Below are 14,541 nucleotides of genomic sequence, written 5' to 3' on the forward strand. Positions count from 1 at the left end.
ACCTGTGGAAAGTTATTACACAGCTTGTTGAATTGTTTATCCACAACTTGTGTAATTTGTCGAAAAGACGTTTTTCTACTATATTAATTGTTTTCAACAAAGTATGTGCACGAATGGTAATGACCATTTGCTCTTTTTCGTGTTCTATAACAGTTTGATACTGGTCATTTTAAAAAGAAAAGGAGGGGGGAGAAGCCTTATGGAAAATATTTTGGATCTGTGGAATAAAGCACTTCAAAAAATAGAGACAAAATTGAGTAAACCCAGTTTTGAAACATGGATGAAGTCGACTAAAGCCCATTCTCTTCAAGGAGATACACTCACAATTACTGCACCTAATGAATTTGCTAGAGACTGGCTGGAGTCAAGATATCTCCACCTAATTGCAGATACCATCTATGAACTGACAGGTGAAGAGCTCAGCATCAAATTTATTATTCCTCAAAATCAGGACGAAGTGGAAGCCATGCCAAAGTCTCCAATTAAAAAAATGTCTAAAGAAGAGCCTGTTGAAATTCCACAAAATATGCTGAATCCAAAATATACTTTTGATACTTTTGTTATTGGTTCAGGCAACCGTTTTGCTCATGCCGCTTCACTTGCAGTCGCAGAAGCACCAGCAAAAGCTTATAACCCGCTCTTTATTTATGGAGGCGTTGGTTTAGGAAAGACCCACTTGATGCATGCGATTGGTCATTACGTTATAGACCATAATCCATCAGCCAAAGTGGTCTATCTATCATCTGAAAAATTTACAAATGAATTTATCAACTCAATCCGAGACAACAAGGCTGTCGACTTCCGTAATCGCTATCGGAATGTAGATGTGCTTTTGATAGATGATATTCAATTTTTAGCAGGAAAAGAACAAACACAAGAAGAGTTTTTCCATACATTCAACACACTTCACGAAGAAAGTAAGCAAATCGTCATTTCTAGTGACCGGCCGCCGAAAGAAATTCCGACACTTGAAGACAGATTACGCTCCCGATTCGAATGGGGTCTAATTACAGACATTACCCCGCCAGATCTAGAAACGCGTATTGCGATCTTGCGAAAAAAAGCAAAGGCAGAAGGCTTAGATATACCAAATGAAGTCATGCTTTATATTGCCAACCAAATCGACAGTAACATTCGTGAGCTGGAGGGTGCTTTGATTCGTGTCGTTGCTTACTCTTCTCTAATTAATAAAGACATCAATGCGGATCTAGCAGCTGAGGCCCTAAAGGACATCATTCCTTCATCGAAGCCAAGGATCATTACGATTAAAGATATTCAAAGAATTGTAGGGCAGCAATTTAATATTCGATTAGAAGATTTCAAAGCGAAGAAACGGACGAAATCAGTTGCTTATCCAAGACAAATTGCCATGTACCTCTCTAGAGAAATGACCGATTCCTCTCTGCCTAAAATAGGAGAAGAATTTGGCGGACGTGATCATACGACAGTCATTCATGCTCACGAGAAAATCTCGAAATTAATCGTTGAAGATGAACAGCTTCAGCAGCATGTCAAAGAGATCAAAGAACAATTAAAATAAACAAGCTGATATGATTAGTACGGGAAAATGTGAATAACTTCAGCATGGTCATACACAGTCTGTCCACATGTGGATAGGCTGTCTTTCCTTTCTTTTTGCCGGCTTATCCACATATTCACAAGCCCTACTAGTACTTCTACGATTTTTATTAAATAAATATATATACATGTCATTAAGAAAATTTAGGAGGACCACTATGAAATTCACGATTCAAAAAGATCGTCTTGTTGAAGCTGTCCAAGATGTATTAAAAGCCGTATCCTCTAGAACAACGATTCCTATTTTGACAGGGATTAAAATTGTTGCATCTGATGAAGGGGTTTCCCTAACAGGAAGCGACTCTGATATCTCAATTGAATCTTTTATTCCTAAAAGAGATGGGGATTTAGAAGTCATTACAATTGATCGTCCGGGAAGTATTGTTCTGCAGGCCCGCTTTTTTAGCGAAATCGTTAAGAAACTGCCAATGTCTACTGTCGAAATAGAAGTAGAACAAAACCATTTGACCATCATCCGCTCTGGTTCAGCAGAATTTAATCTAAACGGCTTAGATGCTGAAGAATATCCGCATCTGCCACAAATTGAAGAGCACCATGCTTTTCAAATTCCAACAGATCTGCTTAAAAACTTAATTCGTCAAACCGTTTTCGCAGTGTCCACCTCAGAAACACGACCTATCTTGACAGGTGTAAACTGGAAGGTGGAAAAAGGTGAATTAATATGCACGGCAACGGATAGCCATCGTCTTGCTTTAAGAAAAGCGAAGTTAGATATTAACGAGGAAAGCTCGTACAATGTGGTCATTCCAGGGAAGAGTTTAACAGAGCTAAGCAAAATTCTTGATGATGGACAAGATCTTGTGAGCATCGTGATTACAGAAACGCAAGTTCTCTTTAAAGCACAAAACGTGCTGTTCTTCTCTAGATTGCTGGACGGTAATTATCCAGATACAGCTCGCCTCATCCCGCAAGAAAGTAAAACGGATGTCGTGGTGAACACGAAAGAATTCCTTCAAGCGATTGATCGCGCGTCACTTTTGGCAAGAGAGGGACGGAATAATGTCGTGAAACTGTCTGCTGATCCTGCGCAGAGTCTTGAAATCTCTTCTAACTCGCCTGAAATTGGTAAAGTGGTTGAAACGGTTCAAGCGGATGACATTAAAGGGGAGGACCTAAAGATCTCCTTCAGTCCGAAATATATGCTGGATGCGTTAAAAGTATTAGAGGGAACTGATATTCATGTAAGCTTCACTGGTGCGATGAGACCATTCCTTTTACGCACCCCGAATGATGATTCAATCTTGCAATTGATTCTTCCAGTAAGAACGTATTAAGTTCATCTAAAATGGCTGCTGTGTGAGTGCACAGCAGCTTTTCTTCTCGTTTACCATGCTTTCTTTCATCCCAGTTCGCTTTCCCCCTTTCCTTCTTGTCTTGTTTTTTAGTACAATTAGATATTAGTGATATTGAAAGAGGTCGATACAATGCCTAATCCTATAACCATTGAAACAGAAATGATTACATTAGGGCAGTTTTTGAAATTAGCCGAAGTCATCCAATCTGGCGGAATGGCGAAATGGTTTTTAAGTGAACATGAGGTGTTCATTAATCAAGAGCCAGATAATAGACGGGGACGTAAATTATACCCAGGAGATGTTGTCGAGATTGAAGGTTATGGCACATTTCAAGTTGTGAAGTAGAAACGGGTGACAATACATGTACATTCAAAGTCTGGCGTTAACCTCATACCGAAACTATGAACACACCGAACTTCATTTCGACAATAAGGTCAATGTCATGATCGGTGAGAACGCCCAAGGTAAAACGAACTTGATGGAAGCGATCTATGTATTGTCTATGGCAAAGTCTCATCGTACGTCAAATGATAAAGAACTTATCCGATGGGACGAAGACTATGCTAAAATAGAAGGTAGAGTCATCAAAAAAAACGGTCCACTCCCAATGCAGCTCGTGATCTCAAAAAAAGGAAAAAAGGGAAAGGTCAATCACATTGAACAACAGAAACTTAGTCATTATGTTGGTGCTTTAAACACCATCATGTTTGCACCAGAGGATCTGAGCCTTGTGAAAGGCAGCCCGCAAATTCGCAGAAGATTCCTCGACATGGAGATTGGACAAGTTTCTGCTGTCTATTTGCATGATTTATCGCTCTATCAAAAAATCCTCTCTCAGCGAAATCATTACTTGAAACAATTGCAAACAAGAAAGCAAACGGATCAAGCGATGCTGGAGGTTTTAACAGAGCAGTTGATTGATGCGGCAGCGAAAGTTGTCAAAAGACGACTTACTTTTACGAAACAGCTTGAAAAATGGGCGCAGCCGTTGCATTTTGGAATTTCTAGAGAGCTAGAAACACTCACGCTCCAATACCAGACAGCGATAGAGGTATCAGAAGCGTCAGACTTGTCGAAAATAAAGAATAGCTATGAAGAATCGTTTCAGAAACTAAGAGACAGAGAAATAGACCGAGGGGTGACACTGTGGGGACCTCACAGAGATGACCTTCTTTTCTTTGTGAATGGTCGGGATGTTCAGACATATGGCTCTCAAGGGCAGCAAAGAACAACAGCTCTTTCACTAAAACTTGCAGAAATTGATCTGATCCATGAAGAAATCGGTGAATACCCAATTCTTCTACTCGATGATGTTTTATCTGAACTTGATGATTATAGACAGTCTCATTTGCTCCATACCATTCAGGGACGTGTACAGACCTTCGTCACGACAACAAGTGTTGAAGGCATCGATCACGCTACCCTGAAAGAAGCGGAAATTTTCAGAGTAGCCAGTGGAAAAGTAATTGACTGATAAATGAGGTGTGAGTCTTGTATATTCATTTAGGTGATGATTGTGTTGTTTCTACACGAGAGATTGTCGCAATTGTTGATTACAAAATGAGGTCATCTTCTGTTGTAGAGGAATTTCTTAAAAAACAAGAGGAACAAATCATTTCGTTGTCACAAGGGACACCCAAATCCATCGTCGTCACAACTAAATCTGTGTATTACTCTCCTCTTTCCTCAAGCACGCTCAAAAAACGTGCTTCATTTGTGATTGAAATTGAAGTCTAAAAGCTCAATTCATATAAATATATCGTTTAAGAAAAGTGTAGGTGAATGTACGTGGCAATGGAACAGCAACATAATAGTTATGATGAAAATCAGATACAGGTGCTCGAGGGGCTAGAAGCTGTTAGAAAACGTCCAGGAATGTACATTGGGGCAACCAATGCAAAAGGACTTCACCATCTTGTATGGGAAATTGTCGACAACAGTATTGATGAGGCATTAGCTGGTTATTGTACAGACATTACAGTGCAAATTGAAAAAGATAATAGCATTACAGTAAAAGATAATGGCCGCGGTATTCCTGTTGGGATTCATGAAAAGATGGGACGACCTGCAGTAGAAGTCATTATGACTGTTCTTCACGCTGGCGGTAAGTTTGACGGCAGCGGTTATAAAGTATCTGGCGGTCTGCATGGTGTAGGGGCTTCTGTTGTAAATGCGTTATCTACAACCTTAGACGTGACAGTATACCGTGATGGAAAGATTCATCATCAGCAATTCAAACGCGGAGTTCCAGTTGGCGATCTAAAAATTATTGGTGAAACAGACGTAACAGGTACAACCACTCATTTTGTGCCAGATCCAGAAATTTTCACTGAAACCATTGAATTTGATTACGACACACTTGCCAACCGTGTACGTGAGTTAGCCTTCTTAACAAAAGGTGTTAACATTATCATTGAGGACTTACGCGAAGGAAAAGAGCGGAGAAATGAATACTGCTACGAAGGCGGTATCAAGAGCTATGTGGAACATTTAAATCGCTCAAAAGAAGTGGTTCATGAAGAACCAGTTTACATCGAGGGTGAAAAAGACGGAATCACTGTTGAAGTTGCTTTACAATACAACGATTCCTATACAAGTAATATCTATTCTTTCGCCAACAATATCAATACGTATGAAGGCGGAACACACGAAGCAGGCTTCAAAACGGGTCTGACGCGGGTCATTAATGATTATGCTCGTAAAAATGGCGTATTCAAAGATGGAGACTCGAATTTGAGTGGTGAAGATGTGCGCGAAGGCTTAACGGCTATTATCTCCATTAAACATCCAAACCCACAATTCGAAGGTCAAACGAAGACGAAGCTTGGGAATTCAGAAGCGAGAACCATTACAGATTCTCTTTTCTCTGAAGCACTGGAGAAATTCTTGCTAGAGAACCCTGATTCTGCGAAGAAAATCGTGGAAAAGGGACTGATGGCAGCTCGTGCAAGAATGGCAGCCAAAAAGGCACGTGAGCTTACGAGACGTAAAAGTGCACTTGAAGTCTCTAGCCTGCCTGGGAAATTGGCAGACTGTTCTTCTAAAGATCCTTCTATCTCTGAGCTCTATATCGTAGAGGGAGATTCTGCGGGCGGATCTGCTAAGCAGGGTCGTGATCGCCACTTCCAAGCCATTTTACCGCTAAGAGGAAAGATCCTAAACGTTGAAAAAGCACGACTAGATAAAATTTTATCTAACAACGAAGTTCGTTCTATGATTACAGCGTTAGGAACTGGAATCGGTGAAGACTTCACTTTAGAGAAAGCCCGCTATCACAAAGTTGTGATCATGACGGATGCGGATGTCGATGGTGCCCATATCCGCACGCTGCTCTTAACGTTCTTCTATCGCTACATGCGTGAAATCATTGAAAACGGTTATGTGTATATTGCGCAGCCGCCTTTATATAAAGTGCAGCAAGGTAAACGTGTTGAGTATGTGTATAACGATAAACAGCTAGATGAGCTGCTAAAGACATTGCCTCAAACACCAAAACCTGGACTTCAGCGCTATAAAGGTCTTGGAGAGATGAACGCAACTCAGCTTTGGGAAACAACAATGGATCCTGATGCGAGAACACTTCTTCAAGTGACACTTGAGGATGCGATTGATGCTGATGAGACATTTGAAATGCTGATGGGAGATAAAGTAGAACCGAGACGAAACTTTATCGAAGAAAATGCACAATACGTGAAAAATCTTGATATTTAGATAGGTCCCCTTGAGAACAACCTTATTTCTTGTTTGGAATAAGGTTGTTTTTCAAGATTCAGGCCTGTGAAACGAATGTCCTGGTTTTCTATGTTTCGTTGATTTTCTAGTAAATTAATGTGTATAAAGCAGAGATTATTGATATAATGAAGAATAGTCTTGTGAAGATAAATACATATTTTACTCCCACATAATTTATTTCATGTGATACGTAAAGGGAGGTTCTTATAGTGAGTGAACAACATACACCAAATGTACGCGAAGTGAATATCAGTCAAGAAATGCGTACGTCCTTTTTAGATTATGCAATGAGTGTTATTGTTTCGCGTGCATTACCAGATGTACGAGATGGATTGAAGCCTGTGCATCGAAGAATTTTGTATGCGATGAATGACCTAGGAATGACAAGCGATAAACCATTTAAGAAATCTGCACGTATCGTTGGGGAAGTTATCGGTAAGTACCACCCTCACGGTGATAGCGCTGTATACGAAGCAATGGTTCGGATGGCGCAAGATTTCAACTATCGTTATATGTTAGTTGATGGTCATGGAAACTTTGGTTCGGTCGATGGAGACGGAGCAGCGGCGATGCGTTATACCGAGGCGCGTCTATCTAAGATTTCTATGGAAATCCTCCGTGATATCACAAAGGATACCATTGATTATCAAGATAACTATGATGGCAGTGAAAGAGAGCCAATGGTGATGCCTGCAAGATTTCCGAACTTATTGGTCAACGGAGCGACAGGAATTGCTGTAGGAATGGCGACCAATATTCCGCCGCACCAATTAGGTGAAGTAATTGATGGGGTATTGGCCATCAGTCAAAACCCAGAAATGACAACACAGGAGCTTATGGATATCATCCCAGGGCCAGATTTCCCAACAGCAGGACAAATCATTGGCCGAAGCGGTATTCGAAAGGCGTATGAAACAGGGCGCGGCTCTATTACATTAAGAGCAAAATCGAATATTGAGGAAACATCTAGCGGTAAACAGCGCATTGTTATCAATGAGATCCCGTACCAGGTCAACAAAGCCCGTTTGATTGAAAAAATCGCTGATCTTGTCCGTGATAAAAAGATTGATGGCATTACAGATTTGCGTGATGAATCAGATCGAAATGGTATGCGTATTGTCATTGAGCTGAGAAGAGATGCGAATGTCCATGTTCTATTAAACAATCTTTATAAACAAACGACACTTCAAACCTCATTCGGTATCAACTTGCTGGCGCTTGTTGATGGACAGCCAAAGGTTTTATCACTGAAACAATGTCTTGAATATTATCTTGAGCATCAAAAAGTGATCATTCGCAGAAGAACGGCGTATGAGCTGCGTAAAGCAGAAGCAAGAGCTCATATTTTAGAAGGCTTGAGAATTGCACTTGATCACTTAGATGAGGTCATTGCCTTAATTAGAGGATCTCAAACCGCTGAAATTGCTAGAAATGGTTTGATCGAAAACTATAGCTTGTCTGAAAAACAGGCACAGGCCATTCTTGATATGCGACTCCAGCGCTTGACTGGTTTAGAACGAGAAAAGATAGAAGATGAATATAAAGGACTTGTTGATTTGATTGCTGAATTAAAAGCCATCCTAGCAGACAATGAGAAAGTTCTTGAAATCATTAGAGAAGAATTAATAGAAATCAAAGAACGTTTCAATGATACGCGTCGAACTGAAATTGTGACAGCGGGTATTGAAACAATCGAAGATGAGGACTTGATTCCTGTTGAGAACATTGTGATTACACTGACTCATAATGGTTATATTAAGCGTCTGCCCGCATCAACATACCGCAGTCAAAAAAGAGGCGGAAAAGGTGTCCAAGGAATGGGGACCAACGAGGATGATTTCGTTGAACAACTGATCTCAACATCGACCCACGATACGATCCTCTTCTTCTCTAATAAAGGGAAGGTCTATCGTGCCAAGGGGTATGAGATTCCTGAATTTGGACGGACAGCGAAAGGGATTCCGATTATTAACCTTCTTGAAGTAGAAAAGGGAGAGTGGATTAACGCCATTATCCCAGTAAGCGAATTTGATGAAGATTCGTACCTCTTCTTTACAACAAGACACGGTGTATCGAAACGGACATCATTGTCTCAGTTTGCAAACATTCGAAACAATGGTCTTATTGCACTGAGCCTGCGTGACGAAGATGAACTGATGGCCGTTCGTTTAACCAATGGAGAAAAACAAATCATCATTGGGACGAAAAAGGGGATGCTGATTCGTTTCGACGAGACGGATGTTCGTGAAATGGGACGTACGGCAGCTGGGGTCAAAGGGATCACACTTTCTGAGGATGACATCGTCGTTGGAATGGAAATCCTTGAGCCAGATGCAAACGTATTGATCGTAACCGAAAGAGGTTATGGTAAATTAACGCCTGAAAAAGAATATCGTGTTCAAACTCGAGGCGGTAAAGGTCTTAAAACGTGCAAGATCACTGACAACAATGGTCCGCTTGTCACAGTGAAGGCGACCAATGCTGAAGCTGAAGAAGACTTGATGATTATTACAGGGAGCGGTGTCATCATTCGTATGGCCGTTTCAGACATTTCGACAACAGGCCGTGTCACCCAAGGTGTCCGCCTAATTCGTCTACGTGATGATGAACATGTCGCTACAGTGGCATTAGTTGAACAATCACCAGAAGACGATGAAGAGAACAGTGAAGAAAATGTAGAAAACATAGAGTCAGATCAAGAACAATCTGAGTAAAAATAAAGCCGGTTTTTCACCGGCTTTATTTTTTTTGAAAAAACATGATTTTTTTTGAAATTTATAATGCTTTTTTCATAGATATGTGTTAACCTTTCAAAGGAGCAAAAAGAGGCTCTATTTTTTATCTCTTTCACTGCAAAACTTCTTTAAAAAATAAAATGTTTTTCAAGAAAAATGTTGACTATTGATAGAGATATATGATATATTTAAGTGGTCGCTTTGAGAGAGTGACGAACAAGTTCTTTGAAAACTAAACAAGACAAAACGTACCTGTTAATTCGAGTTTTTATAAAAAAATCCTATGATACATCATAGGTAGTCAGTCAAACTGACGAAAAACGAAACTTCGGTTTTGTTCTTTTTCGGAGAGTTTGATCCTGGCTCAGGACGAACGCTGGCGGCGTGCCTAATACATGCAAGTCGAGCGGACAGAAGGGAGCTTGCTCCCGGATGTTAGCGGCGGACGGGTGAGTAACACGTGGGTAACCTGCCTGTAAGACTGGGATAACTCCGGGAAACCGGAGCTAATACCGGATAGTTCCTTGAACCGCATGGTTCAAGGATGAAAGACGGTTTCGGCTGTCACTTGCAGATGGACCCGCGGCGCATTAGCTAGTTGGTGGGGTAATGGCTCACCAAGGCAACGATGCGTAGCCGACCTGAGAGGGTGATCGGCCACACTGGGACTGAGACACGGCCCAGACTCCTACGGGAGGCAGCAGTAGGGAATCTTCCGCAATGGACGAAAGTCTGACGGAGCAACGCCGCGTGAGTGATGAAGGTTTTCGGATCGTAAAGCTCTGTTGTTAGGGAAGAACAAGTGCGAGAGTAACTGCTCGCACCTTGACGGTACCTAACCAGAAAGCCACGGCTAACTACGTGCCAGCAGCCGCGGTAATACGTAGGTGGCAAGCGTTGTCCGGAATTATTGGGCGTAAAGGGCTCGCAGGCGGTTTCTTAAGTCTGATGTGAAAGCCCCCGGCTCAACCGGGGAGGGTCATTGGAAACTGGGAAACTTGAGTGCAGAAGAGGAGAGTGGAATTCCACGTGTAGCGGTGAAATGCGTAGAGATGTGGAGGAACACCAGTGGCGAAGGCGACTCTCTGGTCTGTAACTGACGCTGAGGAGCGAAAGCGTGGGGAGCGAACAGGATTAGATACCCTGGTAGTCCACGCCGTAAACGATGAGTGCTAAGTGTTAGGGGGTTTCCGCCCCTTAGTGCTGCAGCTAACGCATTAAGCACTCCGCCTGGGGAGTACGGTCGCAAGACTGAAACTCAAAGGAATTGACGGGGGCCCGCACAAGCGGTGGAGCATGTGGTTTAATTCGAAGCAACGCGAAGAACCTTACCAGGTCTTGACATCCTCTGACAACCCTAGAGATAGGGCTTTCCCTTCGGGGACAGAGTGACAGGTGGTGCATGGTTGTCGTCAGCTCGTGTCGTGAGATGTTGGGTTAAGTCCCGCAACGAGCGCAACCCTTGATCTTAGTTGCCAGCATTTAGTTGGGCACTCTAAGGTGACTGCCGGTGACAAACCGGAGGAAGGTGGGGATGACGTCAAATCATCATGCCCCTTATGACCTGGGCTACACACGTGCTACAATGGACAGAACAAAGGGCTGCGAGACCGCAAGGTTTAGCGAATCCCATAAATCTGTTCTCAGTTCGGATCGCAGTCTGCAACTCGACTGCGTGAAGCTGGAATCGCTAGTAATCGCGGATCAGCATGCCGCGGTGAATACGTTCCCGGGCCTTGTACACACCGCCCGTCACACCACGAGAGTTTGCAACACCCGAAGTCGGTGAGGTAACCTTTATGGAGCCAGCCGCCGAAGGTGGGGCAGATGATTGGGGTGAAGTCGTAACAAGGTAGCCGTATCGGAAGGTGCGGCTGGATCACCTCCTTTCTAAGGATATATGGAGCAGCGTGCGTTTTGGTCTTGTTTAGTTTTGAAGGAACTTGGAAAAGATCCTACAACATCATATCTTCGATATGAAAGATGGGCCTGTAGCTCAGCTGGTTAGAGCGCACGCCTGATAAGCGTGAGGTCGGTGGTTCGAGTCCACTCAGGCCCACCATCTTCTATAAATCGGGGCCTTAGCTCAGCTGGGAGAGCGCCTGCCTTGCACGCAGGAGGTCAGCGGTTCGATCCCGCTAGGCTCCACCAACGTGTTCTTTGAAAACTAGATAACAATAAGTAATACATTCACATTGAATGCAATGCAAAGTTCATCACACATAGTGATTCTTTCTAAAGTAAGAAATGGTTAAGTTAGAAAGGGCGCACGGTGGATGCCTTGGCACTAGGAGCCGATGAAGGACGGGACGAACACCGATATGCTTCGGGGAGCTGTAAGCAAGCTTTGATCCGGAGATTTCCGAATGGGGAAACCCACTGCTCGTAATGGAGTAGTATCCATACTTGAATACATAGAGTATGAGAAGGCATACCCGGGGAACTGAAACATCTAAGTACCCGGAGGAAGAGAAAGCAAATGCGATTCCCTAAGTAGCGGCGAGCGAAACGGGAACAGCCCAAACCAAGAGGCTTGCCTCTTGGGGTTGTAGGACACTCTATACGGAGTTACAAAGGAATGATATAAGCGAAGAGGTCTGGAAAGGCCCGCCAGAGAAGGTAACAGCCCTGTAACTGAAATGTCATTCCCTCCAGAGTGGATCCTGAGTACGGCGGAACACGTGAAATTCCGTCGGAATCCGGGAGGACCATCTCCCAAGGCTAAATACTCCCTAGTGACCGATAGTGAACCAGTACCGTGAGGGAAAGGTGAAAAGCACCCCGGAAGGGGAGTGAAATAGATCCTGAAACCGTGTGCCTACAAGTAGTCAGAGCCCGTTAACGGGTGATGGCGTGCCTTTTGTAGAATGAACCGGCGAGTTACGATCCCGTGCAAGGTTAAGCAGAAGATGCGGAGCCGCAGCGAAAGCGAGTCTGAATAGGGCGCATGAGTACGTGGTCGTAGACCCGAAACCAGGTGATCTACCCATGTCCAGGGTGAAGTTCAGGTAACACTGAATGGAGGCCCGAACCCACGCACGTTGAAAAGTGCGGGGATGAGGTGTGGGTAGGGGTGAAATGCCAATCGAACCTGGAGATAGCTGGTTCTCTCCGAAATAGCTTTAGGGCTAGCCTCAAGGTAAGAGTCTCGGAGGTAGAGCACTGATTGGACTAGGGGCCCCTACCGGGTTACCGAATTCAGTCAAACTCCGAATGCCGATGACTTATCCTTGGGAGTCAGACTGCGAGTGATAAGATCCGTAGTCGAAAGGGAAACAGCCCAGACCGCCAGCTAAGGTCCCAAAGTATACGTTAAGTGGAAAAGGATGTGGAGTTGCTTAGACAACCAGGATGTTGGCTTAGAAGCAGCCACCATTTAAAGAGTGCGTAATAGCTCACTGGTCGAGTGACTCTGCGCCGAAAATGTACCGGGGCTAAACGTATCACCGAAGCTGCGGACTGTTCTTACGAACAGTGGTAGGAGAGCGTTCTAAGGGCTGTGAAGCCAGACCGGAAGGACTGGTGGAGCGCTTAGAAGTGAGAATGCCGGTATGAGTAGCGAAAGACGGGTGAGAATCCCGTCCACCGAATGCCTAAGGTTTCCTGAGGAAGGCTCGTCCGCTCAGGGTTAGTCGGGACCTAAGCCGAGGCCGAAAGGCGTAGGCGATGGACAACAGGTTGATATTCCTGTACCACCTCCTCACCATTTGAGCAATGGGGGGACGCAGGAGGATAGGGTAAGCGCGGTATTGGATATCCGCGTCCAAGCAGTTAGGCTGGGAAATAGGCAAATCCGTTTCCCGTAAAGGCTGAGCTGTGATGGCGAGCGAAATTTAGTAGCGAAGTTCCTGATTCCACACTGCCAAGAAAAGCCTCTAGCGAGGTGAGAGGTGCCCGTACCGCAAACCGACACAGGTAGGCGAGGAGAGAATCCTAAGGTGATCGAGAGAACTCTCGTTAAGGAACTCGGCAAAATGACCCCGTAACTTCGGGAGAAGGGGTGCTTCTTAGGGTGTTAAAGCCCCGAGAAGCCGCAGTGAATAGGCCCAGGCGACTGTTTAGCAAAAACACAGGTCTCTGCGAAGCCGTAAGGCGAAGTATAGGGGCTGACGCCTGCCCGGTGCTGGAAGGTTAAGAGGAGCGCTTAGCGTAAGCGAAGGTGCGAATTGAAGCCCCAGTAAACGGCGGCCGTAACTATAACGGTCCTAAGGTAGCGAAATTCCTTGTCGGGTAAGTTCCGACCCGCACGAAAGGCGCAACGATCTGGGCACTGTCTCAACGAGAGACTCGGTGAAATTATAGTACCTGTGAAGATGCAGGTTACCCGCGACAGGACGGAAAGACCCCGTGGAGCTTTACTGCAGCCTGATATTGAATGTTGGTACAGCTTGTACAGGATAGGTAGGAGCCTTGGAAACCGGAGCGCTAGCTTCGGTGGAGGCATCGGTGGGATACTACCCTGGCTGTATTGACCTTCTAACCCGCTGCCCTTATCGGGCAGGGAGACAGTGTCAGGTGGGCAGTTTGACTGGGGCGGTCGCCTCCTAAAATGTAACGGAGGCGCCCAAAGGTTCCCTCAGAATGGTTGGAAATCATTCGCAGAGTGTAAAGGCACAAGGGAGCTTGACTGCGAGACCTACAAGTCGAGCAGGGACGAAAGTCGGGCTTAGTGATCCGGTGGTTCCGCATGGAAGGGCCATCGCTCAACGGATAAAAGCTACCCCGGGGATAACAGGCTTATCTCCCCCAAGAGTCCACATCGACGGGGAGGTTTGGCACCTCGATGTCGGCTCATCGCATCCTGGGGCTGTAGTCGGTCCCAAGGGTTGGGCTGTTCGCCCATTAAAGCGGTACGCGAGCTGGGTTCAGAACGTCGTGAGACAGTTCGGTCCCTATCCGTCGCGGGCGCAGGAAATTTGAGAGGAGCTGTCCTTAGTACGAGAGGACCGGGATGGACGCACCGCTGGTGTACCAGTTGTTCTGCCAAGGGCATCGCTGGGTAGCTATGTGCGGACGGGATAAGTGCTGAAAGCATCTAAGCATGAAGCCCCCCTCAAGATGAGATTTCCCATTCCGCAAGGAAGTAAGATCCCTGAAAGATGATCAGGTTGATAGGTCTGAGGTGGAAGCGTGGTGACACGTGGAGCTGACAGATACTAATAGATCGAGGACTTAACCTA

Annotated in this window: 7 protein-coding genes, 2 tRNA genes and 2 rRNA genes; all 11 read left to right on the forward strand. The window is 44.7% G+C overall.

Annotation, left to right across the window (positions count from 1 at the left end; translation table 11 throughout):
- The first annotated feature begins 199 nt into the window (after positions 1–199).
- The 11 genes from dnaA to NPA43_RS00055 all read left to right on the forward strand — a co-directional run bounded on the left by dnaA (position 200) and on the right by NPA43_RS00055 (position 14,541).
- Positions 200–1,540, forward strand: a complete 1,341-nt coding sequence (gene dnaA, locus NPA43_RS00005; protein ID WP_099726331.1) for a chromosomal replication initiator protein DnaA — start codon at positions 200–202, stop codon at positions 1,538–1,540.
- A 196-nt stretch (positions 1,541–1,736) separates the two neighbouring features.
- On the forward strand, positions 1,737–2,873 hold the full coding sequence (gene dnaN, locus NPA43_RS00010) for a DNA polymerase III subunit beta (RefSeq protein ID WP_249704744.1): 1,137 nt from the start codon (positions 1,737–1,739) through the stop codon (positions 2,871–2,873).
- A 150-nt stretch (positions 2,874–3,023) separates the two neighbouring features.
- A complete protein-coding gene (yaaA, locus tag NPA43_RS00015) occupies positions 3,024–3,239 on the forward strand; it encodes a S4 domain-containing protein YaaA (protein WP_099726329.1) in 216 nt (71 codons plus the stop codon).
- Positions 3,240–3,255: 16 nt separating this feature from the next.
- Complete coding sequence (gene recF, locus NPA43_RS00020; RefSeq protein ID WP_099726328.1) at positions 3,256–4,368, forward strand: DNA replication/repair protein RecF; 1,113 nt, start codon at positions 3,256–3,258, stop codon at positions 4,366–4,368.
- A gap of 17 nt (positions 4,369–4,385) precedes the next feature.
- The gene (gene remB / locus NPA43_RS00025; RefSeq protein WP_099726327.1) at positions 4,386–4,631 is read left to right on the forward strand and encodes an extracellular matrix regulator RemB; all 246 of its coding nucleotides are present in this window, start codon (positions 4,386–4,388) and stop codon (positions 4,629–4,631) included.
- A gap of 57 nt (positions 4,632–4,688) precedes the next feature.
- Positions 4,689–6,605, forward strand: coding sequence for a DNA topoisomerase (ATP-hydrolyzing) subunit B (gene gyrB, locus NPA43_RS00030; protein WP_099726326.1), 1,917 nt, complete (start codon positions 4,689–4,691; stop codon positions 6,603–6,605).
- A gap of 230 nt (positions 6,606–6,835) precedes the next feature.
- A complete protein-coding gene (gene gyrA, locus NPA43_RS00035; protein ID WP_256499197.1) occupies positions 6,836–9,340 on the forward strand; it encodes a DNA gyrase subunit A in 2,505 nt (834 codons plus the stop codon).
- A gap of 362 nt (positions 9,341–9,702) precedes the next feature.
- Positions 9,703–11,251 (forward strand): 16S ribosomal RNA (locus tag NPA43_RS00040).
- Positions 11,252–11,346: 95 nt separating this feature from the next.
- A tRNA-Ile gene (locus NPA43_RS00045) sits at positions 11,347–11,423 on the forward strand.
- Between the two features lie 13 nt (positions 11,424–11,436).
- Positions 11,437–11,512, forward strand: a tRNA-Ala gene (locus tag NPA43_RS00050).
- 98 nt (positions 11,513–11,610) lie between these two features.
- Positions 11,611–14,541 (forward strand): 23S ribosomal RNA (locus tag NPA43_RS00055).
- The 16S and 23S rRNA genes sit together here with 2 tRNA genes alongside, the layout of an rRNA operon.

Source organism: Bacillus pumilus (assembly GCF_024498355.1).
Lineage (GTDB): Bacteria > Bacillota > Bacilli > Bacillales > Bacillaceae > Bacillus > Bacillus pumilus_P.